General features: G+C 68.5%; 22 protein-coding genes. 16 read left to right on the top strand and 6 right to left on the bottom strand.

All coding sequences use genetic code 11. The features are described 5' to 3' along the window. Nucleotides 1-28: 28 nt before the first annotated feature. A complete protein-coding gene (locus CAL29_RS17205) occupies nucleotides 29-1372 on the top strand; it encodes a lytic murein transglycosylase (protein WP_094854307.1) in 1344 nt (447 codons plus the stop codon). Nucleotides 1373-1391: 19 nt separating this feature from the next. Here CAL29_RS17205 and CAL29_RS17200 read toward each other — a convergent pair whose 3' ends face one another. After that, entirely contained in the window at nucleotides 1392-2561 is a 1170-nt protein-coding gene (locus tag CAL29_RS17200; RefSeq protein WP_179284086.1) for a hypothetical protein, read from the bottom strand. Between the two features lie 234 nt (nucleotides 2562-2795). On the opposite strand from CAL29_RS17200, the gene mdtD reads away from it, so the two are divergent. The 5 genes from mdtD to CAL29_RS17175 all read left to right on the top strand — a co-directional run bounded on the left by mdtD (nucleotide 2796) and on the right by CAL29_RS17175 (nucleotide 7507). Beyond that, complete coding sequence (gene mdtD / locus CAL29_RS17195; RefSeq protein ID WP_094854306.1) at nucleotides 2796-4184, top strand: multidrug transporter subunit MdtD; 1389 nt, start codon at nucleotides 2796-2798, stop codon at nucleotides 4182-4184. 226 nt (nucleotides 4185-4410) lie between these two features. Further along, nucleotides 4411-4983 (top strand): hypothetical protein, encoded by a 573-nt coding sequence (locus CAL29_RS17190; protein ID WP_143277691.1) that lies wholly within the window; start codon nucleotides 4411-4413, stop codon nucleotides 4981-4983. 160 nt (nucleotides 4984-5143) lie between these two features. Next, the gene (locus tag CAL29_RS17185; RefSeq protein WP_094854304.1) at nucleotides 5144-5992 is read left to right on the top strand and encodes a haloacid dehalogenase-like hydrolase; all 849 of its coding nucleotides are present in this window, start codon (nucleotides 5144-5146) and stop codon (nucleotides 5990-5992) included. Nucleotides 5993-5999: 7 nt separating this feature from the next. Then, entirely contained in the window at nucleotides 6000-6512 is a 513-nt protein-coding gene (tadA, locus tag CAL29_RS17180; RefSeq protein ID WP_373559786.1) for a tRNA adenosine(34) deaminase TadA, read from the top strand. Beyond that, nucleotides 6509-7507 (top strand): LD-carboxypeptidase, encoded by a 999-nt coding sequence (locus tag CAL29_RS17175; RefSeq protein ID WP_094854303.1) that lies wholly within the window; start codon nucleotides 6509-6511, stop codon nucleotides 7505-7507. Before tadA ends, CAL29_RS17175 begins: the two co-directional genes overlap by 4 nt. Nucleotides 7508-7530: 23 nt before the next feature. Here the strand turns inward: CAL29_RS17175 and CAL29_RS32035 are convergent, their stop codons facing one another. Together CAL29_RS32035 and CAL29_RS31325 are read right to left on the bottom strand one after the other, a co-directional pair. Then, nucleotides 7531-8982: a dipeptidase gene (locus CAL29_RS32035; RefSeq protein WP_256977534.1), complete on the bottom strand. Its 1452-nt coding sequence runs from the start codon at nucleotides 8980-8982 to the stop codon at nucleotides 7531-7533. Then, nucleotides 8948-9247, bottom strand: coding sequence for a hypothetical protein (locus tag CAL29_RS31325; RefSeq protein WP_143277690.1), 300 nt, complete (start codon nucleotides 9245-9247; stop codon nucleotides 8948-8950). Before CAL29_RS31325 ends, CAL29_RS32035 begins: the two co-directional genes overlap by 35 nt. A gap of 18 nt (nucleotides 9248-9265) precedes the next feature. On the opposite strand from CAL29_RS31325, the gene CAL29_RS17165 reads away from it, so the two are divergent. Next, nucleotides 9266-10495 carry a cation:proton antiporter domain-containing protein gene (locus CAL29_RS17165; RefSeq protein WP_094854302.1) on the top strand — a complete coding sequence of 410 codons (1230 nt, stop codon included), beginning with the start codon at nucleotides 9266-9268 and terminating at the stop codon, nucleotides 10493-10495. Between the two features lie 19 nt (nucleotides 10496-10514). On the opposite strand, the gene CAL29_RS17160 is transcribed toward CAL29_RS17165, so the two are convergent. Continuing rightward, nucleotides 10515-11381 (bottom strand): enoyl-CoA hydratase-related protein, encoded by an 867-nt coding sequence (locus tag CAL29_RS17160; RefSeq protein ID WP_094854301.1) that lies wholly within the window; start codon nucleotides 11379-11381, stop codon nucleotides 10515-10517. A gap of 246 nt (nucleotides 11382-11627) precedes the next feature. On the opposite strand from CAL29_RS17160, the gene CAL29_RS17155 reads away from it, so the two are divergent. The 7 genes from CAL29_RS17155 (at nucleotide 11628) to CAL29_RS17125 (ending at nucleotide 20609) form a co-directional block, all read left to right on the top strand. Next, a complete protein-coding gene (locus CAL29_RS17155) occupies nucleotides 11628-12800 on the top strand; it encodes a PepSY-associated TM helix domain-containing protein (protein ID WP_094854300.1) in 1173 nt (390 codons plus the stop codon). 220 nt (nucleotides 12801-13020) lie between these two features. Next, complete coding sequence (locus tag CAL29_RS17150) at nucleotides 13021-13533, top strand: sigma-70 family RNA polymerase sigma factor (protein WP_094856706.1); 513 nt, start codon at nucleotides 13021-13023, stop codon at nucleotides 13531-13533. Continuing rightward, a complete protein-coding gene (locus tag CAL29_RS17145; RefSeq protein WP_094854299.1) occupies nucleotides 13530-14552 on the top strand; it encodes a FecR domain-containing protein in 1023 nt (340 codons plus the stop codon). The genes CAL29_RS17150 and CAL29_RS17145 overlap by 4 nt, the downstream gene beginning before the upstream one ends. Nucleotides 14553-14633: 81 nt before the next feature. After that, entirely contained in the window at nucleotides 14634-17042 is a 2409-nt protein-coding gene (locus CAL29_RS17140; protein ID WP_094854298.1) for a TonB-dependent receptor, read from the top strand. A gap of 133 nt (nucleotides 17043-17175) precedes the next feature. Further along, nucleotides 17176-18780 (top strand): ABC-F family ATPase, encoded by a 1605-nt coding sequence (locus CAL29_RS17135; RefSeq protein WP_179284085.1) that lies wholly within the window; start codon nucleotides 17176-17178, stop codon nucleotides 18778-18780. A 12-nt stretch (nucleotides 18781-18792) separates the two neighbouring features. After that, nucleotides 18793-20007, top strand: a complete 1215-nt coding sequence (locus CAL29_RS17130; RefSeq protein WP_094854297.1) for an MFS transporter — start codon at nucleotides 18793-18795, stop codon at nucleotides 20005-20007. Then, the gene (locus CAL29_RS17125; RefSeq protein ID WP_094854296.1) at nucleotides 20007-20609 is read left to right on the top strand and encodes an IMPACT family protein; all 603 of its coding nucleotides are present in this window, start codon (nucleotides 20007-20009) and stop codon (nucleotides 20607-20609) included. The genes CAL29_RS17130 and CAL29_RS17125 overlap by 1 nt, the downstream gene beginning before the upstream one ends. 106 nt (nucleotides 20610-20715) lie before the next feature. Here CAL29_RS17125 and trxA read toward each other — a convergent pair whose 3' ends face one another. Both trxA and CAL29_RS17115 read right to left on the bottom strand, forming a co-directional pair. After that, nucleotides 20716-21099, bottom strand: a complete 384-nt coding sequence (gene trxA, locus CAL29_RS17120; RefSeq protein WP_094854295.1) for a thioredoxin — start codon at nucleotides 21097-21099, stop codon at nucleotides 20716-20718. A 210-nt stretch (nucleotides 21100-21309) separates the two neighbouring features. After that, nucleotides 21310-22359, bottom strand: a complete 1050-nt coding sequence (locus tag CAL29_RS17115) for an LLM class flavin-dependent oxidoreductase (RefSeq protein ID WP_094854294.1) — start codon at nucleotides 22357-22359, stop codon at nucleotides 21310-21312. A 114-nt stretch (nucleotides 22360-22473) separates the two neighbouring features. Between CAL29_RS17115 and arfB the strand changes: the two genes are divergently transcribed. Then, a complete protein-coding gene (gene arfB, locus CAL29_RS17110) occupies nucleotides 22474-22890 on the top strand; it encodes an alternative ribosome rescue aminoacyl-tRNA hydrolase ArfB (protein ID WP_094854293.1) in 417 nt (138 codons plus the stop codon). Between the two features lie 175 nt (nucleotides 22891-23065). Then, nucleotides 23066-24127, top strand: a complete 1062-nt coding sequence (locus tag CAL29_RS17105) for an alkene reductase (protein WP_094854292.1) — start codon at nucleotides 23066-23068, stop codon at nucleotides 24125-24127. Nucleotides 24128-24134: the final 7 nt, after the last annotated feature.

Genomic DNA, 24134 nt, shown 5'->3' with positions numbered 1-24134 from the left:
GCCACCCAACGAGTACGCCTGGATCTTCATGCCCGCTGCTACGCCTTCGTCCCGTCATTCGTTCTCTTTGCAATGGTCCCGCTTGCTGGCCCTGGCCGGCCTGGGCGCCGGACTGGCGGTCTCCGGTTCCGCCCTGGCGCAGACCGATGCGCCCGCGCCGGCGTCGCCAGCCGCGCAGCCGGCGGCCGAACAGGACCGCGATCCCGCCGCCTGCCTGGCCAGGCTGCGCAAGGACGCGCCGGCCAACGGCATCAGCGTCGCCGATTTCGACCGCTACACCCAGGGCTCCAAGCTGCTCGCGGCCACCGTGTCGGCCGCCAAGGCGCAGCCGGAGAGCAAGGAATACTGGTGGGACTACATCGCCAAGACCGTCGACGACCAGCGGGTGGCCGACGGCCAGGCGGTGCTGCGCAAGTACGCGCAGCAGCTTGCCAACATCGACCAGACCTACCAGATCGACAGCGAACCCCTGGTCGCCATCTTCGGCATCGAGACCAATTACGGCTCGCAGTTCGGCAAGGTCGACGTGCTCAATGCCTGGCTGACGCGCGCCTGCGTCGAGCAGAAACCCTTGTGGATCAAGAACGCCTACGCCTCGGTGCGCCTGCTGCGCGACGGCGTGGTGCAGCGCGAGAACTTCGTCGGCTCCTGGAGCGGCGCTTTCGGGATGACGCAATTCATCCCGACCTCGTTCTACGAACTGGCGGCCGATGGCGACGGCGATGGCCGCATCGATCTCTACAACTCCCTGCCCGATGCCCTGGCCTCCACCGCCAATCATCTGCTCAAGCGCAAGGCCAGGTGGACGCGCGGCTTGCCGCCCGTGGTCGAGGTGAAGCTGCCCGGCGCCATCGCGTCGGCCTTGCCGCAAGCGCCCGATGCCGAGATCATGGATCCGCAGGACCGGCGCACCCTGGCGCAATGGTCGACGGCCGGCGTCACGCTTGCCGACGGCAAGCCCCTGAGCAGCATCGGCGCGCCCGGCGGTACGCCCTGGGCGGCGATACCGGCCTACGTGTTCGCGCCCACCGGCGCGCGCGGCCCGGTGTTCCTCGCGACGAACAACTTCGACGCCATCCTGCATTACAACCAGGCGCGCAAGTATGCGCTGGCGGTCAGCCTGTTGACCAATCGCCTGAAGGGCGACGGGCCGCTGGCGACGCCGTGGCCGACCGACGATCCCGGCCTGTCGCGGGCGCAGATCAAGCTGCTGCAGCAGTTGCTGGCGGCCCGCGGCTACGACGTGGGCACGCCGGACGGCATTCCGGGCAGCAAGACGCGCGAGGCGGTGTCGGCCGAGCAGGCCCGGCTGGGCCTGCCGCAGGACGGCCGTCCCGGCAGCCGCATGCTGAAGGCGTTGCAGGCGCAGTAAGGGACGGCAGGTCCGGCGATCACGCCGCCGGAATGACCAGGTCCGCCGTGCCCGGGCACACCCAGCGCACGCATTCGCGCGTCGTGTCGATGCAGCCGCCGTCGACATAGACGCCGCGCGGTTCGCGCAGCCGCACCATCAGCGTGAGGATGCGCTCGACCTCGGCCGGGTCGGCCAGCGAGGCGCGGACCTTGTCTTCCACGATGCTCTCGTCCAGCCGCGTCTTGCCCGCGTCGTCCACGTACACGCCGTCGCGCCAGTGGTAGATCTCCACGCACTTCGTCGTCAGCGTGAAGGGCTGCTCGTGCTTCCAGAAGTTGTTGAACAGGCCGCCGCCCAGGTAGAACACCCACGATCCCTCGAAGCCCTCGGCGTCGGCCGAGCGCTCGTCGGGATTGCGAAACCACAGGCGGTCGCCCGGCACGTAGTACTTCGGCGGTAGCGGGTTTTCCATCGACCCGTACTCGCGCAGGAAGACGTCGTGGAACAGGCCGGACATGATGGCGCGCGTTTCCCAGCGCTTCTGCAGTTGCGCCAGCAGGGCCGGGTTGCCGTCGGCCAGTTCCTGCGCGATGCCCAGCAGCGTGACGTACTCGGTCGCGCGGTAGCAGGAGAAGGAATACAGCTTGCCCGAATCCTCCGGCTGCGAGGCCTTGCGCAAGGCCTCGATCAGCGGCTTGCCGGGCAGCACGGTGAAGCCGGTCTCTTCGGCGTAGGTCCAATAGTCCGCCGGCCGCTCGGCCTGCTCGGTATCGAAGGCCAGTTCGGTCTTGAAGGCGGCCTGCACGATGTTGCGCTTGATGCGCACGGCCGCCGCCAGTTCGTCGTGGCTGGGATAGCGGAAGGCGACCGGCGCCGCCAGCATGGCGACGACGATCTCGCGTTCCAGGTTGCGGCCGGGGTCCGCCGGGTGGCGCCGGTCCAGGATGGGACGCAGGCCCGTGGTGTCGAACCCGGGCGTCCAGGCGGCGGCGACGTCGGGCCGCAGGCGCAGGCGGACCAGCGATTCGTCGTTCGTCCGCGCGTCCTGGATCTCGACCACGTCGTCCAGGCCCAGCGCCTTCAGATAGGCGAGGGCGCGCTCGCGCTCGGCGGCGACGGCGGCGGGCGCGGCGCCGAAAATTTCAATGCCCGCGGCTTGCGGGGCGGGGGAGGAACTGGACACCGGGGAACTCCAGGAAAGCGGCATCGGAAATGCGATATTGAGCGGCACGCGGGCTGACGGTTGACTTAAGTCTTGGGGGAGCGCATTGGAAGCCGCAAGCAGCCTCGGCCGCGCGGCGTGGAGCTTCTTGCAATCATAGGCGATGCGCCTATGATTGCGGTCGGCTCCCGCACGCCTCCGGCGCGTACCGGCGCGTACCGGCCGGGTCGAAAAGCACGGCGACGGGCCGGCGTTCAGACGACGTTCAGAGATGAGGACATGACGGAAAGTTCATCGCATCGCGGCATGCAGTGGGTGGTCGCGGCCGGTTTTTTCATGCAGGCGCTGGATACCACCATCGTCAATACCGCCTTGCCGGCGATGGCCCGCAGCATGGGCGAGGACGTCCTGGACATGCGCGCGGTGGTGGTGGCCTACTCGCTGACCATGGCCATGCTGACGCCGGCGTCGGGCTGGCTGGCCGACCGCTACGGCACGCGGCGCGTGTACTTCACGTCCATCCTTATCTTCACGCTGGGCTCGCTGTTCTGTGCCATGGCGGGCAACCTGCCGCAACTGGTGGCGGCGCGCGTGGTGCAGGGCGTGGGCGGCTCGATGCTGCTGCCCATCGGCCGCCTGTCCATCCTGCGCACCATGCGCGGCGACGCCTACATCGCCGCGCTGGCCTTCATCTCCGTCGCCGGCCAGGTGGGGCCCCTGATCGGTCCCATGACGGGCGGCTGGCTGGTCCAGGCCATCAGTTGGCACTGGATCTTCCTGATCAACCTGCCCATCGGCATCATCGGCCTGTTCGCCGTGCGCGCCTACCTGCCGCCCGGCATCAGCGGCCTCGCGCCCGCGTTCGACGCCATCGGCTTCGTGCTGCTGTCCACCTGCATGGTCGCCTTCTCGCTGGCCCTGGACGCGCCGGCCGGCGCCCACCATGCCGCCTGGAGCGCGGGCCTGTTCCTGCTCAGCGCGGCGACGGTGCTGCTCTACGTCCCGCACGCGCGGCGCCATCCGCTGCCGCTGTTCCGCCTGGCCCTGTTCCGCGAACCGAACTTCAGCATCGGCCTGGTCGGCAACCTGGTGTGCCGCATCGGCAGCAGCGCCGTGCCTTTCCTGCTGCCCCTGCTGCTGCAATTGCAGATGGGCTACAGCCCTTTCTACTCGGGCGTGATGATGCTGCCCACCGCCATCGCCGGCGTCATCAGCAAGACCTGGGTGGCGCCCCTGGTGCGGCGCTTCGGCTACGACAACTTCCTGCTGGTCAACACGGTGATCGTCGGCGCCTCCATCGTTTCCTTCGCCGCCTTGGCGCCGGGCTGGCCGCTTGCCTTGCAGATCGTCCAACTGGCCATCTTCGGGGGCGCCAACTCCATGCAGTTCGCCGCCATGAACACGGTGACGCTGAAGGGGTTGAGCATGGAGGACGCCGGCAGCGGCAACAGCCTGTTCTCCATGGTGCAGATGCTGGCCATCAGCCTGGGCGTGACGCTGGGCGGCACCATGGTCGGGTGGTTTTCCAGCGACGACGCCCATCCGCCGGCCATGGCCTTCCGCCTGACCTTCGCCATCGTCGGCATCATCACGCTGGTGTCGGGCTTCATTTTCCGGCGCATGGACGCGGAACTGCTCAACGGCCGCCGGGCCCCGCGCGGCGCATGATGTCGATGTGTAGCCACACGTAACAGATTGGGTGGCAAGCTGCGTTGCCCATGGGGGCGGCCGTTACATCGAGCCATAAACGGCGTTCCGGCGCCCGATATTCCAGGTACGCTAATTGCTGAGCATGTATCCCGAGGGCGCCGGGCGGTTTGGACGGTTGCCTGGATTCTTGCCCGCCGCCACCGCCATGGCGCCAACCTGAACTGAATATGTGGGAGGTAAACATATGGACTTCGGAACCGCTACGCAATCGGCTGTTGTGCAACGCCCGGCCCGTCGCGGCCTGCGCCTGTCGGCCGCCGGCCTGGCGCTGTGCGCCGCCGGCCTGATGGGCATGAGCGCCGGCGCGCATGCCGACGAACAATACAAGCGCGACGTCGCGGCCTGCAACAGCGGCCACACCAGCGAGGCCAAGGCCACCTGCCTGCGCGAAGCCGGCGCGGCCCAGGTGGAACGCCACCGCAACGGCCTGAGCGACGTGGGCAGCAACAGCGAAGCGCAGAACGCGGCGCAGCGTTGCAATGCCTTGCCCGCCGACCAGCGCCAGGACTGCATGTACCTGATGTCGGGCCAGGGCCAGACCACGGTCCAGGGCAGCGTCGCCGGCGGCGGCATCCTGCGTGAAACCGTGATCCAGGTGCCGGCCGGCACGCCGGGCGCCAGCGCCCCGGGCTACTCCTCGGGGTCGGGCTATTCGTCGGGCAGCTCCGCGCCGCTGGCGCCGCCGCCCGCCGTGCCGCCTTCGTCGCAGACCCCGTCGCCCAGCGTGACGCCTTACGGCTCGTCGCCCCGTTATTGATTCTTTCCCCGCGGCATGAAGCCCGGCGGCGCCTCCCGGCCCGCCGGGCTTTGTCTTGTCCGGCGCGGTTTCATGGCTTGACGGTTTCACGGCGCCGGGGCTTTACGGCTGGGCGCCGCTTTCAGGCAAAATGGCGGTTGTTTCGTTTCCGCCCCCGTTCATGTCCGACGTCATTGCCCTGATCTTCGATTTCGACGACACCCTGGCGCCCGACAGTACGTCGGGCTTCCTCGGCAGCGTGGGCGTGGACACGGCCGCGTTCTGGAAAGAGCAGGTCGATCCGCTGCTGTTCCAGCAGGACTGGGATCCCGTTCCCGCCTACCTGTATCGCATGATCGAGCTGTCGCAAAGCGGCAAGCACGGCCCGTTCACGCGCGAGCGCCTGGCCGCATGGGGCGCGCAACTTCCCTTGCACGCGGGCGTGCAGACCTTGTTCCAGCGGCTGCGCGACGCCGTGCGCGCGGCCCATCCGCAGGTGGCGCTGGAGTTCTACCTGATTTCCAGCGGCATCGGCGACGTCGTGCGGGCCACGCCGGTGGCGCATGAATTCACCGATATCTGGGCCTCGGAATTCGTCTACGGCGAGGACGGCGGCATCCGCTTTCCGCGCCGGGTGGTCAGCTTCACCGACAAGACGCGCTATCTGTTCCACGTCCAGAAGGGCATCGTCGGTCCGGCCTTCCGCAGCAAGCCGTTCGAGGTCAACCGCAAGGTGCCGGAAGACCGCCTGCGCATTCCCTTCGACCAGATGATTTTCGTCGGCGACGGCTACACCGACATTCCCTGCTTTTCCCTCATCCGCCGCGCGGGCGGCTACGCCTTCGGCGTCTGGGACCCGCGGCATCGCGACAAGCGCAGCCGGGCCTGGGGCTTCATCGAGGACGGCCGGGTGTCCAACCTGAACCAGGCGCGCTACGACGACGAGGCCGAGCTCTATCAATGGCTCGAAGAGGCCGTCACCAGCCTGGCCGGGCGCATCGCGCTGAAATCTCGGGTGTACCGTGGCTGAGCCGGGCATGCCGGGCCTCGGGGACCTGCCGCTGCCCGCGCCGGCGCAGGCCGAACGCGACGCGGCCATGATGCGGCTGGCGCTGGCGCAGGCCGAGGCGGCGATCGCCGTCGGCGAAGTGCCGGTGGGCGCGGTGCTGGTCGACGCCGAGGGCCAGGTGCTGGGCGCCGGCTACAACCGCACCATCATCGACCACGATCCCACCGCGCATGCCGAGGTCGTCGCCCTGCGCGCCGCCGCCCGGCGGCTGGGCAACTACCGGCTGCCCGGCCTGAGCCTCTACGTCACGCTGGAGCCCTGCGTCATGTGCATGGGCGCCATGCTGCATGCGCGGCTGGCGCGCGTCTGCTACGGCGCGGCCGATCCGAAAACCGGCGCCTGCGGCAGCGTGCTGGACATCGGCGCGGTGGCGCAGTTGAATCATCACACCACCTTCCATGGCGGCGTCCTGGCCGAACCTTGCGGCGACCTGCTGCGCGGTTTCTTCCGGGCGCGCCGCCGCAAGGAAATCCAGACATGAGCAACAAGCAAGGCATCTATCTTTTTTCGCCGTCGTCGGCGGTGGCCGATCCGGACGCCGTCGAGCGCGCCCGGCAAAATCTCACGGCCGAGGGCTTTCGCACCGTGGTCGACCGCGGCGCGCTGGCGGTGCACCAGCGCTTCGCCGGCACCGACGCGCAGCGCCTGGCCGCGCTGGGCCGCGCGCTCAAGCAGAAGCAGCCCATCGTCATGGCCACGCGCGGCGGCTACGGCCTGGGCCGCCTGCTGCCCCTGATCGACTGGAAGGCGGTGGCCGACAGCGGCAAGCGCTTCGTCGGCATGAGCGACTTCACCGCCTTCAACCTGGCCTTGCTGGCTCAGACCGGCGCCGTCAGCTATTCCGGCGCCACGGCGGTGGCCGACTTCGGCGGCAAGAAGGTCGATGAGCTGACCGGCGCGCTGTTCGGCGAGCTGATGCGCGGCGAACTGGAAATCCTCAGCTTCGAAACCGAGGACGCCGATGCCGTGGACTGTCGCGGCATTCTCTGGGGCGGCACCCTGGCCATGGTGGCCTCGCTGGTGGGAACGCCGTACATGCCGCGCATCCGCGGCGGCATCCTGTTCCTGGAGGACGTGGCCGAGCATCCCTATCGCGTCGAGCGCATGCTGACGCAGTTGTGGCAGGCCGGCATCCTGCAGAAGCAGAAGGCCATCCTGCTGGGGCATTTCACCAATTACCGCCTGGCGCCGCACGACGCCGGCTTCGACATGCCGGCCGTGGTGAAGTGGCTGCGCCGGACCGTGAAGGTGCCGGTGCTCACGGGCCTGCCTTATGGGCACATCGCCAGCAAGGCGACGCTGCCGATCGGCAAGAAGATCGGCGTGGCGACCGAGCCGGGGCTGGTGCATCTGGTGCTCGATGAACACGATCACGATCATGATCATGGCGATGGGCATGGCCATGACGAGGACCATGACCATGATCACGGCCATGGGGCTCATGCTCATGCCGGCCATGCCGGTCACGGGCATTGATCCTTGACCCGGTCGGCGCGTGATCAGGCCTTCATGCTTTCGGCATACACGCGCGCATAGTTGCCGCCCAGGATGGCGCCGGCTTCCTGCTCGCTGAAGCCGGCGTCGCGCAGGGCCCGCGCCAGCAGCGGCAGCTTGCGGTAGCTGTCCAGGACCGACGGCGAGAGCAGGCCCAGCATGTCGGTACCCAGTCCCACGTGCGCCACGCCCACCAGGTCGGCCATGGACCGCATCCCTTGCGCCATATCGGCCAGGGTAGGGTAGATGCTGGCCACCGGCCACACGCCGATCACGCCGCCGGTGTCGGCCACCAGCCGCGCATGCTCCGGCGAAATGGCGCGCGAGTAGCGGCCCGGATGCTGGCTCAGCGAGGTGTGCGACAGCACCAGCGGCCGGCGCGTGACCTGCGCCGCGCGCTGCACCAGCGCATAGGTGCCGTGCGCCACGTCGACCACGATGCCCAGTTCGTTGCAGCGCTGGATGACGGCCGCGCCGAAATCGGTAAGGCCCTGGTGCACCGGCGGCGCGGTCTGGATGTCGCCCAGTTCGTTGACGCGGTAGTGCGTCAGTTGCAGATGCCGCAAGCCATGGCGATGGTAGGCGTCGTCCAGGCGCGCCAGATCGCCTTCGAGGAAGTCCGCGCCTTCGGCCGACACGATGACCGACGGGCCGTCGCGGCAGGCCGCGCGCAATTCCTCCGCCGTCTTCACCACGCGCAACCCCTGTCGCGCCGCCAGGTCCGTCAGGCGCTGGAACCCGGCTTCGCCGCGCGACGACATTTCGCCGGGCGCCGGTTCGCGATACGCGACGATGCGGCGCCGGCCGGAAGGGCTGGTGACGACGTGATCGGTGCTGGAGTCGGTGACGATGGCCAGGCAGACCACGTGCATGGCGCCTTCGCGCATGGGGGCGGCCAGGGCCGTGAAGGGCAGGGGCACGGTGCGCCGCCCCAGGCTGACGTGGCCCGCGTGGCTGTGGATGTCGACGGTGCTCTGCGCGGACAGCCAGGGAGGAACGGCGGGCTCCTTGCCGGCATCCCGCGTTTCGTCCGCCGCCTGCGCGGCGCAGCCGGCCAGCCCGGCCATCGCGCTCAGGCCGGCGAAGGCGGCCAGGCCCAGGACGTTGCGCCGTCCGATGGCCCAGGCGGCGCGCGGTTCGGCCAGGGGCGCGACCTCGGCGGCGCGGATCCGGTAGCGCCAGCCGGCGGGATCGTCGGCCAGCAATTCCCAGCGGCCGCGCACGCGCACCGGACCGCGGCGCCAGTCCAGCGGCGTATCCGCATGGACTTCCACCACCATGTCCGCGTGCCAGCCGCCGTGGGCCGCGCAACAGGCGGGCTGCTGGGTCAGGAGAAACGTATCGGAGGCCTCGCCCGGTTCGGGGAAGACCGGATGGCCGTCCAGGCGCACCCAGGCGCCGGGCGCGACGCCGGCGGCGCCCTCATGAATCATGTCCCACGACAAGGGCCTGGTCATGCGAACTCCGGTTGCTCAGGTTTCCGTCACGCCATGCTGCGCGGTTTTCCTTTCGTTTTGCTTTCGTCCGCGGGTGAAGTTTTTGTATCGGCGGCGGCCGGGCCGCGCTCGCGTTCCATATTTTTTCGCCCGTCGCGCGCAACAGCGACGCGAGCCTGTCACACTGTTCCGGTCCGGTAAAAAGCGCGTGATATTCTTCCAACCTGACAACAGATTGAATGACCGGCCGCCCAGGCGCCGCGCGGCGCGCCGTGCCGCCGTTCATCTTTTTCCTGGAGATTCGATGCCCCATTCGACCCCGCTCATCACGACCATCGTGGGCGGCCTGGTGCTGGCGTTCATCCTGGGCGCGATCGCCGTCCGCTTGAAGCTGCCGCCGCTGATAGGCTATTTGTTCGCCGGCATACTCGCCGGACCGCACACGCCCGGATTCACCGCGGACGGCCACCTGGCGCAGGAACTGGCCGAACTGGGCGTGATCCTGCTGATGTTCGGCGTCGGCCTGCATTTCTCCCTCAAGGACCTGCTGTCGGTCAAGGGCATCGCCGTCCCGGGCGCCATCGTGCAGATCAGCGTGGCGACCCTGATGGGCCTGGGCATGTCGCAACTGATGCATTGGAGCCTGGGCGGCGGCCTGCTGTTCGGCCTGGCTTTGTCGGTGGCCAGCACGGTCGTGCTGATCAAGGCGCTGGACGACCGCGAGATGGTCGAGACGGGAATAGGGCGCATCGCGGTCGGATGGCTGATCGTCGAGGACCTGGTGATGGTCGCCGCCCTGGTGCTGATCCCGGCCCTGTCGGGCGTGCTCGGCGGGCGCGGCGCGGAAGGCGGTCCGTCCTTGTGGTGGGTGCTGGGAATCACCGTGGTCAAGGTGGCCGCCTTCGTCGCCATCATGCTGATCTTCGGGCGCCGCGTCATTCCCTGGATACTCGAACGGGTGGTCTATACCGGCAACCGCGAGCTTTTCCGGCTGGGCGTGCTGGCCTGCGCGCTGGGCGTGGCCTACGGCGCCACGGCGCTGTTCGGCGTGTCGTTCGCGCTGGGGGCCTTCTTCGCCGGCATGGTCATGGCCGAATCGGAATTCAGCCAGCGCGCCGCCGACGAATCGCTGCCGCTGCGCGACGCCTTCTCGGTCTTGTTCTTCGTCTCGGTGGGCATGCTGTTCGACCCGCTGTCCTTCCTGCGCGATCCGTGGGGCGTGCTGGGCACGACGCTCATCATCGTCGTCGGCAAGTCCATCGCGGCCTACCTCATCGTGCGCGCCTTCCGCCATTCCAAGATGACGGCGTTGACGATTTCCGCCAGCCTGGCGCAGATCGGCGAGTTTTCCTTCATCCTGGCGGGGCTGGGCATCACCCAGCAGATCATGCCCACCGAGGCCCAGGACCTGGTGCTGGGCGGGGCCATCCTGTCGATCCTGATCAACCCGCTGCTGTTCAATCTGCTGGATCGCTACCGCGGCCGCGCGGAAGAAGCGGAACTGCCGCCGGGCCAGCCCGACCCGGGCGTGTGACCCGGGTCTTCCCTGCACCCTATACCGGCGCCAGCCCCGAGGGGTGGTCGCCGGCGACGATCCATTCCGGCAGGCGGTTGCCCGACAGGCCGGGGCTGGCCCCCCTGACCATGGCGTCGGCGGCCGGCGCGCCCGCCGCCGGATCGGCATTCGAGCCGCCCGCCTCGCCGATGTCGGGCGTGGCAGGCGGGGCGGCCGCGGGGTCCGCGCTCTTCTTCTCCATGGCGCGCAGCGGCAGCTCGTGCACCAGTTGCTTGGTGGCCAGGACGGCGTCCGGCGCCGTCAGCATGAACGTGTCCACCAGGGCGGCGATGCGCATGTCCAGGGATTCCGGCTCGCACAGGTCATGCACGAAGCCGATGCGCCAGGCCTCCGTCGCGCTGAAGGTTTCGCCGGTGAGGAACCAGCGCGTCGCCTGGCGCGGACCGATGGCGCGCAGCACGTAGGGCGCGATCAAGGCCGGCACCAGGCCCAGCCGCGTCTCGGGCAGGGCGAAGGTGGCGTGGGCGGAGGCGATGGTGATATCACAAGCGGCCGCCAGCCCCATGCCCACCGACATGCAGATGCCGTGGACGCGGGCGATGGTAGCCTTGGGGCAGGAATAAATGGTGTGCAGCATGGCGGCGCAGGCCAGCGCGTCGGCGCGGTCGTCCTGTTCCCCGGGCTGGGCGCCGTAGCGGGTCTGGCCGATATCGGCGCCGGCGCAGAAGCCGATGCCGCGGCCGGCCAGCACGATAGCGCGGACCTGCGGATCGCGCCCGAGCGCCTCGAAGGCCTCGGTCAATTCCTGGACCATCAAGGGATCGACGGCGTTGCGCACGTCGGGCCGGGAAAGCCACACAACGGCCGCTTGGGGTTTGTATTCGATTTCCAATGTTTGCGGCATGTGCCTTTCCTTTCTTGACGCGTTCCGTGACAGATCGCTACTTCAGCTATTACATAGAGTTTGTTCGTGGTTGACAATTCACTGAACAAAAGAACTAGGGCATAGGTAGACATCCGCGTTCAGGTTCGATAAACCACGCTTTTCGACGCGCAGGCGCCATGCCCGCGCCTGTACGAAACGCGCCAAAACCGCTATAAGCATGCGCCTCGCGCTTACTCCACCCGCGTCCCCGGACGGCCCATCTTCATGACGACCCTGATCTCCACGCGGCATTGGTACCTCATACACAAGTGGTCGAGCCTGGTCTGCACGGTGTTCCTGCTGCTGCTTTGCCTGACCGGCCTGCCCCTGATCTTCAAGGACGAGATCGACGACCTGCTGGGCGGCGATACGCCTTACGCCCAAGTCCCCGCCGACGCGCCGCGCGTCAGCCTCGACGTTCTGGCCGATGCGGCGCGCGCGCGTTACCCGGGCCAGCTCATCACTTCGATGCTGATCGACGACGAACCGCGGGTCATCGTCTACATGACGCCGTCTTGGAAGACCTTCCTGGGGCCCGGATCGCAGAATCATTCCATCAGGTTCGACGCGCATACCGGCGCGGTGCTGCACGATTCGACGGTGCCCGACGCGGCGGGCGCGGCCTTCATGAAGCTCGTGCGGGACCTGCACACGGACCTGTTCGTGGACTTGCCCGGCGCCTTGTTCCTGGCGGCGATGGGCCTGCTCTTCGTCGTGGCCATCGTGTCCGGGGTGCTGCTGTACGGACCCTTCATGAAGAAGCTGGACTTCGGCACCGTGCGCGCGGACCGCTCGAAACGGATCCGCTGGCTGGACCTGCACAACCTGCTGGGCATCGTGCTGACGGCCTGGACCCTGGTGGTCGGGGCGACGGGCATCATGAACGAGCTGTCGACGCCGCTGTTCAAGTACTGGAACCGCACCGAGGTCCAGGCCATGCTGGTGCCCTACAAGAACCAGCCCGCGCCCGAACGGGAAAACTGGCATTCGGTGGAAGCGGCGTTCCGCACGACCGTGGACGCGCTGCCGGGCATGACGGTAAAGCTGCTGTTCCCGCCGGGCAATCCCTTCGGCAGTCCTTATCACTATCTGGCCTGGGCCAAGGGGAACACGCCCTTGACCTCGCGCCTGTTCACGCCGGTGCTCATCGACGCCCGGACGGGCCGGATCACCGACAAGGTGAAAATGCCGCTCTACCTCCGGCTGCTGGAAGTCTCGCGTCCCCTGCATTTCGGCGACTACGGCGGCATGCCGTTGAAGATACTCTGGACGCTGCTGGACCTGGTGACCATCGTCGTCCTGTGCAGCGGGTTGTATCTCTGGTTCAAGCGGCGCGGCGTGCAGGCGCGCCGCGTCGGGCAGCTCGCCGTGCGGACGAGCGTCGTGAACGAGGCGTAGTGGAGGCGTAGCGGACGTCGGGCGCGGAGCAGGGCGCGGGAAAGACCGCCGTCCGTTGCGCGCGCGCCGCAAATCGCAGGATTCTGGATAACGCGGATTGCCGGCAATACGGCACAAATGTTAAAAAAGCAATGATAACTATTCCTATTTATGTCGTCTGCGCCTGATGTTGGGGCCGCCGGCGGCGGTTCCGGCTTTCTTCTTCGCGCAGACCCTTCCCATGGCGATCCAGGCCTCCGACGCCACCCTCCCCATTGCCCAGCTCTACAAGGACCACGGCGGCTGGTTGGCCAACTGGCTGCACCGGCAACTGGGCAATGGCGCGGATGCCGCCGACCTCAGCCACGACGTCTTCACGCGCCTGCTGGCGCGGCCGCGTCCCGTGCCGGCCGGCCAGCCGCGCGCCTACCTGAGCAGCATCGCGCGCGGGCTGGTCATCGATCATTGGCGCCGCCGCGAACTGCATCGCGCCTGGCTCGAAACCCTGGCCCACGCGCCGGCGGAACATGAACCCTCGCCCGAGACGCGCGCCGTGATGTTCGAGACCCTGGTGCTGATCGACCGCGCGCTGGACGCGCTCAAGCCGCCCGTGCGCGCCGCCTTCCTGCTGGTGCAACTGGAAGGGCTGACCTGCGCCCAGGCGGCGCGGCAACTGGGCATCTCGCTGGCCACGGTCGAACGCCACATGGCGCGCGCCTTGCGCCACTGCTACAGCGTGTGGTTCGCGGCATGACGGTGGCGCGCGCGCCGCTGTCCCAGTCCGTCGTCGACGCGGCGATAGACTGGGCCGTCAAGATACGCTGCGGCACGCCCACGCCGGAGACCCGCGCGGCGTTCGACGCCTGGCTGGCGCGGGACGCGGCGCATCCCATGGCCTGGGAACGCGTGCAAAGCATGGTGGGCGCGATGGCCAGCGTGCGCGGGCCCCTGGTCATGGACACGCTGCGCAGCGCGCAGGACCAGCGCGCCCGGCACCGGGTGCAGCGGCGCGCCGCCCTGCGCAAGATCGGCGCGCTGGGCATCCTGGCGCCCACCGTGTTCTGGCTGGGGCGCGAACACCTGCCGTGGCAGCGCCTGCTGGCCGACCGCAGCACCCGCCTGGGCGAGCGGCGGCACGTGCGCCTGGCCGACGGCAGCCTGGTTGACCTGAATTCGGACACGGCCATCTCCTTCGAACAGACGGCGCAGCGGCGCCTGCTGACATTACGCCGTGGCGAGATCTACGTGCAGACGGGCCACGACGCGGCGCTGACCCGCGGTCTGCCTTTCTTCGTCCAGACGCCGCAAGGGCTGGTCCAGGCGCTGGGCACGCGCTTCACGGTCAGGCTGGACGATGACGCCAGCCGCCTGTCCGTCACGGAGGGCGCGGTGCGGATGGCACCCGCGGCGGGCGCCGCGCGCGTGCTGGAGGCGGGGCAGAGCGGTTGGCTGACCCGCACGCAGGCCGGTCTTTCGTCCAGGCCGGCGATGGACCCGAACGCATGGACCGATGGCGTGATCAGCGGCCGCGACATGCGCCTGGGCGACGTGCTGGCCGAGATCGCGCGCTATCGCAGCGGCCGCGTCGTCTGCGATCCGGCCATTGCCGGCCGCCTGGTGTCCGGCACTTTCCACATCGACGACACCGACGCCCTGCTGCGTTTCCTCGCGCGCACCCAGTCGCTGGTCGTGACGTACCGCACCGCGCTGTGGGTGCACGTCGGCCCCGCACCCGAGGCCGCGGCCGGCGCGGGCGCCGCTGTTACAAATTAATCGCGTCAAAACTGAGGGGTTTTCGTATTTCGTCCGGTCTAGGGGGACACGACTTGCGTACCCACCCCTACCTTCCGAAACATGATGCGATTCTCCCTACGCGCTTCCGCCATTCCTTCCCCGCGCCGGCTGCCCGGCCTCGCCCTGGCCGCGAGCATGGCCCTGGGCGCCGGCGGCGTTGTCCTGCCGGCCCTCGCGCTGGCCCAGGCCAGCCAAGCCGCCGACTACGCCATTCCGGCCGGCTCGCTGGCGGCGGCGCTGGACACGTATGCGCGCATCTCGAACGTCAACATCACCTATGACGCCGCCCTGGTGGCGCAGGCCCGCACGCCGGGCCTGCATGGGCGCTACGCCGCCGGCGAGGGCTTGAACCGCCTGCTGGCGGGCACCGGCCTGGCCGCCGTGGCGCAGCCCGACGGCGGCTATACCCTGAAGTCCGCGCCGTCCGGCGCCGTCACGCAACTGCCCACGGTCAGCGTCACGGCGGCCGCGGCGCCCGGCGAGGCGACGCCCTACGCCGGCGGGCAGGTCAACACGGGCGCGGCCCTGGGGCTGCTGGGCGGCACCAGCATCATGGACTCGCCGTTCAACGTCACCAGCTATTCCAGCCAGTTGATCGCCGACCAGCAGGCGCGCACGGTCGGCGCGGTGGTGGAGAACGACCCTTCGGTGCGCCTGGCCAGCCCGGCGGCCAGCATGTTCCAGGACTTCACCGTGCGCGGCTTCTACCAGGACGCGATCGCCATCAACGGCCTGTACGGCCTGGCCTTCGGCGACTCGGTGCCGGCCGAAATCGCCGACCGCGTCGAGGTGGTGAAGGGGCCGACCGCGCTGATCGCCGGCATGCCGCCCAGCGGCGCCATCGGCGGCATGATCAACGTGCAGACCAAGCGCGCCGCCGACGAACCGCTGAACCGCCTGTCGCTGGACTACGCGTCGGACGGCCAGGTCGGCACCCACGCCGACATCGGCCGCCGCTTCGGCGACCAGAACCAGTTCGGCATCCGCTTCAACGGCGTCTACCGCAACGGCGACACCGCCCTGGACCACAATTCCAGCCGCGAGGCCCTGGGCTCGCTGGGCCTGGACTATCGCGGGACGCGGCTGCGCGCCTCGCTGGACGTGATTTCGCAGCGCGGCGCGGTCTATGGCTTCCCGCGCTATCTCGGCTTCAGCGGCACCGACATCCCGGCCCCGCCCAAGGCCTCGGCAAATCCCTTCGCCGGCTCGGTCTACAAGATGAACATGACCACGGTGCAGGGCCGCGTCGAATACGACCTGAACGACCGCTGGACGGCCTACGCCACCGCCGGCCAGTCGCACAACCGCTATACCTTCCTCGGCATCAACGCGCTCAGCGGCATCAATTCGCACGGCGACTTCAGCGCGCCGGTCTACAACGGCCGCTCCGCCAAGGACGGCGCCGCCGCCGAGGCCGGCCTGCGCGGCAGGTTCCTCACCGGCGCGGTCTCGCACCAGGTGTCCCTGGCTTTCGACTCGGTGCGCGCCAGGACGGCGTCGAACTCCGTCAACGGCCCGGCGGTCAGCTCCAACATCTACGATCCGCGCAGCTTCGACTTCGACGACAACGTGCCGGGCGACGCCTGGACCTCCAGCCGCAACACCCTGCGCGGCGTGGCCCTGGCCGACACCCTGGGCTTCGCCGACGACCGCATCCTGCTGACCGTGGGCGGGCGCCAGCAATGGATCAAGACGGAGAACTTCAACAAGGCCGGCGCGCGCACCTCGGTCTACGACGATCATGCGCTGACGCCCATGGTGGGGGTGGTCGTCAAGCCGTGGGACGGCGTGTCCCTGTACGCCAACTACATCGAGGGCCTGACGGCGGGATCGACGGTGACCGACGTCACCGCGCCGAACTACGGCACCACCTTCGCGCCGTACAAGTCCGAGCAGTACGAGACCGGCGTGAAATGGGACCTGGGCCATTTCACCAATACGCTCAGCGTGTTCCAGATCGAAAAGCCCAGCATGATCAAGAACCCGGTCACCTTGGAATACAGCGCCGACGGCAGGCAGCGCAACCGCGGCATCGAATGGAACGCCTTCGGCGAGATCGTGCCCGGGGTGCGGGTGCTGGGCGGGGCCTCGTACACGCGCGCCCTGATCCGCAGGAGCGCGGGCGGCGTCTACGACGGCAACCAGGCCTTCGGCGTGCCCCGCTGGCTGGCCAACGCCGGCGCCGAATGGGACCTGCCCTGGGTGCCCGGCCTGTCGCTGAACGCGCGCGCGGTCTATACGGGCAGCCTGGACCTCGATTCGGCGAACAGGCAGCACATCCCCGGCTGGGTCCGCTACGACGCCGGCGCCCGCTACGCCACCCAGGTGGCCGGCAGGCCGGTGACCGTCCGCCTGGACGTGCTGAACCTGTTCAACCACGGCTACTGGGTCGGCCAGACCTTCCTCAGCGGCTACGCCACCCGGGGCGCGCCGCGTACCGTGATGCTGTCGGCCTCGGTCGATTTCTGACGGCGCGGGCAGGGCCGCGGCGCGTCCCGCGCGCGCGGCCGTTTTGCGGCGGCACGGCGGGCATTGGTACACTGGCGGATGTCCTTCCCAGGCCGCCTTCTGCGCGGCGGCCGCAGCCATCTATCTATCCACCGTGATCTCCACCGCCAATCTCACCATCCAGTTCGGCCCCAAACCCCTGTTCGAAAACGTCAGCGTCAAGTTCGGCGAAGGCAACCGCTATGGCCTCATCGGCGCCAACGGTTCCGGCAAGTCGACCTTCATGAAAATCATCGGGGGCGACCTGGAAGCATCGTCCGGCAACGTCGCGCTGGAGCCGGGCGTGCGCCTGGGCAAGCTGCGCCAGGACCAGTTCGCCTATGAAGACGTGCGGGTGCTGGACGTGGTCATGATGGGCCATACCGAGATGTGGGCGGCGATGTCCGAGCGCGACGCCATCTACGCCAACCCCGAGGCCACCGACGACGACTACATGCGCGCCGCCGACCTGGAGGCCAAGTTCGCCGAATACGACGGCTACACGGCCGAGGCGCGCGCCGGCGAGCTGCTGCTGGGGCTGGAGCTGCCGGTCGAGCAGCACAACCTGCCGATGCGCGAAGTGGCGCCGGGCTGGAAGCTGCGCGTGCTGCTGGCGCAGGCGCTGTTCTCCAATCCGGACGTGCTGCTGCTGGACGAGCCGACCAACAACCTGGACATCAACACCATCCGCTGGCTGGAGAACGTGCTCAACGGCTACCAGAGCACGATGATCATCATCAGCCACGACCGCCACTTCCTGAACCAGGTCTGCACCCACATGGCCGACCTGGACTATCGCGAAATCCGCATCTACCCGGGCAACTACGACGACTACATGCTGGCGTCCACGCAGGCGCGCGAACGCCTGTCGGCCGACAACGCCAAGGCCAAGGAGCGGATTTCCGAGCTGCAGGACTTCGTGCGCCGCTTCTCCGCCAACAAGTCCAAGGCGCGCCAGGCGACCTCGCGCCTGAAGCAGATCGACCGCATCAAGGCCGAGCAGGTCGAGGTCAAGCCTTCCTCGCGCCAGAACCCGTACATCCGCTTCGAGCAGAGCAAGGTCCTGCACCGCCTGGCCGTCACGGTGGAGCATCTTTCCAAGGCCTACGACGCGCCGGTCATCCGCGATTTCTCGGCCATGGTCGAGGCGGGCGAGAAAATCGCCATCGTCGGCGCCAACGGCGTGGGCAAGACCACGCTGCTGCGCCTGCTGGCGGGCGACCTGGCGGCCGACAAGGGCGAGGTGAAGTGGTCGGACAATGCCGACAAGGGCTACATGGCGCAGGACGTATCCGACCAGTTCCAGCAGACCGACATCAACCTGTTCGACTGGATGACCGATCATCGCCAGCCCGGCGACGACGACCAGGCCATCCGTTCCGTGCTGGGCCGCCTGCTGTTCTCCGCGGACGACCTGCCCAAGGCGCCCAAGGTCCTGTCCGGCGGCGAGAAGAACCGCATGACCTTCGGCCGGCTCATGCTGGGCCGCCACAACGTGCTGCTGATGGACGAGCCGACCAACCACCTGGACATGGAATCGATCGAATCGCTGCAGTTCGCGCTGGAGAAATTCGCCGGCACGCTGTTCTTCGTGTCGCACGACCGCGAGTTCGTATCGGGCCTGGCCACCCGCGTCATCGAAATCCTGCCCTCCGGCGAGATCATCGACTACCGCGGCGGCTACGAGGACTACCTGGCGTCGCGCGGCGTGGAGGTCTGAGCGGCTCGCACCATGGCTTCTCCTGGCGCGCCACGCGCATCGTCGGCGGCGCCCGGTTCCCTGAAGGTGACCGGGCAGATTCTTTCCATCCTGCTGTTCAATTTCCTCGGCTACCTGACCGTGGGCCTGCCCATGGCGGTATTGCCCGGGTACGTGCACAACGAACTGGGCTACGGCTCGGTGCTGGCGGGCCTGGTGATCAGCATCCAGTACCTGGCCACGCTGTTGAGCCGGTCGCATGCCGGCCGCATGTCCGACAGCGTCGGTCCCCGCAAGACGGTGCTGGTGGGCCTGGCGGCCTGCGCCGCCAGCGGGGTATTCCTCTTGATGGCCTACGCCTTTGAGCGGTCGCCCACCGTCAGCCTGATTGCGCTGCTGGTGGGACGCCTGGTCCTGGGTTTCGGCGAAAGCTGGGTCGGCACGGGCGGCCTGACGTGGGGGATAGGCAAGGTCGGCGCGGCCCATACCGGCCGCGTGATTTCCTGGAGCGGCATCTGCACCTACGGCGCCCTGGCGATAGGCGCGCCGCTGGGCGTGGTGCTGCAGACGCACCTGAGCATGGGCGCGGTCGGCGCGGCCGTGCTGGGCGTGGGCCTGTTCGGCATCGCGCTGGCGGCGCCGCGCGCGCCGGTGGCGGTGGTGGGCGGCGCGCGCATGGCGTTCAAGCACGTGATGGCGCAGGTGCTGCCGCATGGCCTGTCGCTGGGCCTGGCGTCGGTGGGCTTCGGCTCCATCGCCACCTTCATCACCCTTTACTACGCTTCCTTCCAGTGGGACGGCGCGGCGCTGGCGTTGAGCGTGTTCGGCTGCGCCTTCATCGGCGCGCGCCTGCTGCTGGCCAACACGATTCCGCGCTTCGGCGGCTTCCGCGTCGCCATCTGCTCCATCGCGGTGGAAGTGCTGGGGCTGCTGTGCCTGTGGCTGGCGCCCTTGCCCGGCTTCGCGCTGGCGGGGGCGGCGCTGACCGGTTTCGGTTTTTCGCTGGTGTTCCCGGCGCTGGGCGTGGAGGCGGTGGCGCGCGTGCCGGCGGGCAATCGCGGCGCGGCGCTGGGCGCGTATTCCGTCTTCCTGGACCTGTCGCTGGGCATCACCGGCCCGGTGGTGGGACTGGCGGTGGCGTCCTACGGCTATGCCTCGATCTTCCTGCTGGCGGCGCTGGCGTCCTTGCTGTCCATCGGCATCATCGTGCTCTTGCTGAAGGCCGCGCGCCGCGCCGGGTCCGCCTGATGGCCACGACGCTGTCGCAGCCCGCCGAATACCGGGAAACGATCAAGAAGAGCGTTTTCCTGGCGCTGGCGGCGCCCGTCGGCGACGCGCAGGCGGCCATGGCCTTCATCGCCGGCCATAGCGATCCCGACGCCACGCACAACTGCTGGGCCTACCGGGTGGGCGACCACTACCGCTTCAACGACGACGGCGAGCCGGGTGGCAGCGCCGGACGGCCCATCCTGCAGGCCATCGACGGCCAGCAATGCGACCGCGTGGCCGTGCTGGTGATCCGCTGGTTCGGCGGCATCAAGCTGGGGACGGGCGGATTGGTGCGGGCCTATGGCGGGTGCGCCGCCAACTGCCTGCGGCTGGCGCCGCGGGTGGAGATCGTCCAGACCGTGCGGGCCAGTTGCCATTGCGTCTACGCCGATCTGCAATGGTTGCAGTCGCGGCTGGCGGCCGCCGGCGCGGCCATCGTGGCGGAGGATTTCGACGCCGAGGGCGCGACGCTGACGCTGGACATTCCGCGCGCGGCGGCGGCCGAACTGGCGCAGGCCATCACCGACGCGACGCGCGGACGCAGCGTATTGGCGCTGGATCAGCAAACAGGCGGGGCCTGAAGAAGCACTGGAGGAGGCGCCGGGAGGCGGCGTCGGGAAACCGCCAAAGAACCCTATATGGGGCGATGGGACGGGGGCGGACATGTGCCGCCCACCGCCGCCATGCTTACGCCTGCTGCTCGCCGGCCTGGGCCTGGGCGGTGGCGATTTCCTGGTGCACCTTCTCCATGTCCAGCGCCTTGACCTTGGTCAGCAGCTCTTCCAACTGGCCCGGCGACAGCGCGCCCGGCTGCGAGAACAGCAATACCTGCTCGCGGAACACCATCAGCGTGGGGATGGAGCGGATGTTCAGCGCGCCCGCCAGTTCCTGCTCGACGTCGGTGTTGACCTTGGCGAAGGTGACGTCCGGATGGCCCTCGGCGGCTTTCTCGAACACCGGCGCGAAGCCGCGGCAGGGGCCGCACCAGGGCGCCCAGAAGTCGACGATCACCGTACCGTCGCCCTTCACGGCTTCCTGGAAGGAGTCCTTGTTCATTTCCACTACGCTCATTTGACACATCCTTGCCGCATTGGCGGCGGCTTGCAGCCGAGACCGGTGTCCGATGATGCCTGCGTGGACCACGGGCCAGGGCCTGGGTAGAAAAACGGTCGCCCGGACGCGGGGGGCGTCCGGGTTCATCGATGGCGCGGCAAACGCCGCGCGGCGCGCTGCCTGCCTTTTGCCCGCTCTTCAGGGTAGGTGGGGGCGGGACCCGATTTATCAACTCGCTTCGCCAGCAACCGGCGCGCCCGCCGTCGCCGTCTCCCCGGGCGCGGGCGCCTGTTTCAGCGAGGCGACGATTTCGTACGAGCGCAGCCGGTCCTTGGGATCGTAGAAATCCGACACGATCATCACCTCGTCGGCCTCGGTGCGGGCGACCAGGGCCTCCAGTTCGCGCTTGACCTTCTCCGGGCCGCCGACGATGGACGCGGCCAGCTTCTGCTCGACGGCGGCGCGCTCCCATTCGTTCCAGCGCTGGTCCATGTCGTCGACCGGCGGCTGCAGTTGCAGGCGGTTGCCGCGCACCAGGGAGAGGAATTTCTGCTGCTGCGTGGTGGCCTGGCGGCGCGCCTGCTCGTCGGTATCAGCGGCGATGACCGGCACGCCTATCATCGAATAGGGGCGCTGGAGCGTCGGCGAAGGCCGGAACAATTGGCGATAGAGGCGCATCGCGGCGATGCCTTCGGGCGAAAAATGGCCGGCGAAGGAGAACGGCAGCCCCAGTTGGGCGGCCAGGCGGGCGCTGAAGTCGCTCGACCCCAGCAGCCAGATGGGAATGTCCAGTCCTTCGCCCGGAATGGCGCGCACCGCCTGGGTCGGATGCGCCGGCCGCAAGAACGCCCGCAATTCCTCCAGCAGCTCCGGGAATTCGAGGCCGCTGCGCGGATCGCGGCGCAATGCGCGCTGGGTCAGGCCGTCGCTGCCGGGCGCGCGGCCCAGGCCCAGGTCGATGCGGCCGGGATACAGGGTCTCCAGCGTGCCGAATTGCTCCGCGATGATCAGCGGCGCGTGATTGGGCAGCATCACGCCGCCCGAGCCCACGCGAATGGTCTTCGTATGCGCGGCCACGTGGCCGATGAGGACGGCCGTCGCGCTGCTGGCGATGCCGTTGATGTTGTGGTGCTCGGCCAGCCAGAAACGGTTGTAGCCCCAGCGTTCGACGTGCTGCGCCAGTTCGACCGTGTTGCGGAATGCGTCCGCGGCGGTGCGATTCTGCGCGATGGGGGCCAGGTCGAGGACGGAAAAGGGGACGTCCGACAGGGCGGTCATGAGGTTTCCTTGATACGCGGTATCTACGTTAACTGGGGCAGTGTATCGGCGATTTCAAGCGCGGGCGGCAGCAACCTTATGGGCTTCCGGGTTGTGGAATAGTAGACTGCGCCCATGATTCCCATCCACGAACATGCCGCGCTGGACGAGCGCGAAGTCGAATTCGACATGATCCGCGCGCAGGGCGCGGGCGGCCAGAACGTCAACAAGGTGTCCAGCGCGGTGCATATGCGTTTCGACGTGCGCGCGTCCTCGCTGCCGGAAGACCTCAAGGCGGCCGTGCTGGCCTCGGGCGACCGGCGCATCAGCAAGGACGGCGTGGTGGTCATCAAGGCGCAGGTCCACCGCAGCCAGGAGAAGAACCGCGCCGAGGCGCTGGAGCGGCTGGTGGCCCTGCTGCGGCAGGCGGCGCGGCCGGTCAAGCCGCGCAAGGCCACGCGGCCCACGCGCGCGTCGCAGCAGCGGCGCGTGCAGCGCAAGGTGACGCATGGGCGCGTCAAGCAACTCCGCGGGCGGGTGGGCGAGGAGTAGGGCGCAGACAAACATAAGGCGTCGACAGCCTGAGGCGTCGGCAACCTAAGGCGCTCACAACCTAGGACGCCGGCGACATACGGCGCCGAAAACTGTTGTCGCCCGGGCCGTCCAATTTTTCCCATCGGCATTCTTTAGAATCGACGCATCTTTTTTGCGTAAAGGATTTTCTTTCATGACCACGTTTTCGTCTTCCCTGCGCGTCGGCGGGCTGACCCTGCCCAACCGGGTCGTCATGGCGCCGTTGACGCGCATGCAGGCCGGCCCCGGCCGCGTTCCCACCGAACGCATGGTCGAGTACTACACGCAGCGCGCGTCGGCGGGGCTCATCATCACCGAGGCGACCTCGGTGACGCCGCAGGGCGTGGGTTACCCCAACACCCCGGGCATCTGGTCGGACGAACAGGTCGAAGGCTGGAAGAAGGTGACCGATGCCGTGCACCGGCACGGCGGGCGCATCGTCCTGCAACTCTGGCACGTGGGCCGCATCTCCGATCCCAGCCTGCTCGACGGCGAACTGCCCGTGGCGCCCAGCGCCATCGCGGCCGAAGGGCATGTGAGCGCGCTGCGGCCCAAGCGTCCCTACGTGACGCCGCGCGCGCTGCGCCTGGACGAAATCCCGGGCGTCGTGGCGGCCTACCGCAAGGGCGCGGAAAACGCCAGGCGCGCCGGCTTCGACGGCGTGGAGCTGCACGGCGCCAACGGCTATCTGCTGGACCAGTTCCTGGAGGACAGCACCAACCGGCGCGACGACGCCTACGGCGGCTCCATCGAAAACCGCGCGCGGCTGCTGCTGGAAGCGACCGACGCGTGCATCGACGTCTGGGGCGCGGATCGCGTGGGCGTGCATTTGTCGCCGCAAGGCAAGGCGCATTCGATCAGCGATTCGGATCCCGCCGCGACCTTCGGCTACGTGGCGCGCGAAATGGGGCGACGCAAGGTGGCGTTCCTGTGCATCCGCGAACCCCTGGGCGAAACCCGCCTGCTGCCGCAGCTCAAGCGCGAGTTCGGCGGCGTGGTGTTCGCCAACGACGGCTTCACGCAAGCCACGGGCGAGACCGTGCTGCGCGACGGCGAGGCCGACGCCGTGGCCTACGGGGTGCTGTTCATCGCCAACCCGGACCTGCCCAAGCGCTTCGAGTTGAACGCGCCGCTGAACGCGCCGAATCCGTCGACGTTCTATTCGGGCACGGAAGAGGGCTATACGGACTATCCGGCCTTGCCGCAGGCGGCATGACCGGTGG

The sequence above is a fragment of the Bordetella genomosp. 10 genome (genome assembly GCF_002261225.1).
In the GTDB taxonomy this organism is placed as follows: domain Bacteria; phylum Pseudomonadota; class Gammaproteobacteria; order Burkholderiales; family Burkholderiaceae_B; genus Bordetella_C.
Note: the sequence above shows the minus strand (reverse complement) of the source record. Positions and strands in the feature narration are given on the sequence as shown.

Coding starts and splice junctions, on each gene's coding strand:
- CAL29_RS17185 (WP_094854304.1), top strand. CDS start 5,144: ATGTCCGACGTCATTGCCCTGATCTTCGATTTCGACGACACCCTGGCG.
- CAL29_RS17115 (WP_094854294.1), bottom strand. CDS start 22,359: ATGACCGCCCTGTCGGACGTCCCCTTTTCCGTCCTCGACCTGGCCCCC.
- CAL29_RS17105 (WP_094854292.1), top strand. CDS start 23,066: ATGACCACGTTTTCGTCTTCCCTGCGCGTCGGCGGGCTGACCCTGCCC.
- CAL29_RS17145 (WP_094854299.1), top strand. CDS start 13,530: ATGACGGTGGCGCGCGCGCCGCTGTCCCAGTCCGTCGTCGACGCGGCG.
- CAL29_RS17150 (WP_094856706.1), top strand. CDS start 13,021: ATGGCGATCCAGGCCTCCGACGCCACCCTCCCCATTGCCCAGCTCTAC.
- trxA (WP_094854295.1), bottom strand. CDS start 21,099: ATGAGCGTAGTGGAAATGAACAAGGACTCCTTCCAGGAAGCCGTGAAG.
- mdtD (WP_094854306.1), top strand. CDS start 2,796: ATGACGGAAAGTTCATCGCATCGCGGCATGCAGTGGGTGGTCGCGGCC.
- tadA (WP_373559786.1), top strand. CDS start 6,000: ATGCCGGGCCTCGGGGACCTGCCGCTGCCCGCGCCGGCGCAGGCCGAA.
- CAL29_RS17140 (WP_094854298.1), top strand. CDS start 14,634: ATGATGCGATTCTCCCTACGCGCTTCCGCCATTCCTTCCCCGCGCCGG.
- arfB (WP_094854293.1), top strand. CDS start 22,474: ATGATTCCCATCCACGAACATGCCGCGCTGGACGAGCGCGAAGTCGAA.
- CAL29_RS17175 (WP_094854303.1), top strand. CDS start 6,509: ATGAGCAACAAGCAAGGCATCTATCTTTTTTCGCCGTCGTCGGCGGTG.
- CAL29_RS31325 (WP_143277690.1), bottom strand. CDS start 9,247: ATGAACGGCGGCACGGCGCGCCGCGCGGCGCCTGGGCGGCCGGTCATT.
- CAL29_RS17130 (WP_094854297.1), top strand. CDS start 18,793: ATGGCTTCTCCTGGCGCGCCACGCGCATCGTCGGCGGCGCCCGGTTCC.
- CAL29_RS17165 (WP_094854302.1), top strand. CDS start 9,266: ATGCCCCATTCGACCCCGCTCATCACGACCATCGTGGGCGGCCTGGTG.
- CAL29_RS32035 (WP_256977534.1), bottom strand. CDS start 8,982: ATGACCAGGCCCTTGTCGTGGGACATGATTCATGAGGGCGCCGCCGGC.
- CAL29_RS17200 (WP_179284086.1), bottom strand. CDS start 2,561: ATGCCGCTTTCCTGGAGTTCCCCGGTGTCCAGTTCCTCCCCCGCCCCG.
- CAL29_RS17205 (WP_094854307.1), top strand. CDS start 29: ATGCCCGCTGCTACGCCTTCGTCCCGTCATTCGTTCTCTTTGCAATGG.
- CAL29_RS17190 (WP_143277691.1), top strand. CDS start 4,411: ATGGACTTCGGAACCGCTACGCAATCGGCTGTTGTGCAACGCCCGGCC.
- CAL29_RS17160 (WP_094854301.1), bottom strand. CDS start 11,381: ATGCCGCAAACATTGGAAATCGAATACAAACCCCAAGCGGCCGTTGTG.
- CAL29_RS17125 (WP_094854296.1), top strand. CDS start 20,007: ATGGCCACGACGCTGTCGCAGCCCGCCGAATACCGGGAAACGATCAAG.
- CAL29_RS17155 (WP_094854300.1), top strand. CDS start 11,628: ATGACGACCCTGATCTCCACGCGGCATTGGTACCTCATACACAAGTGG.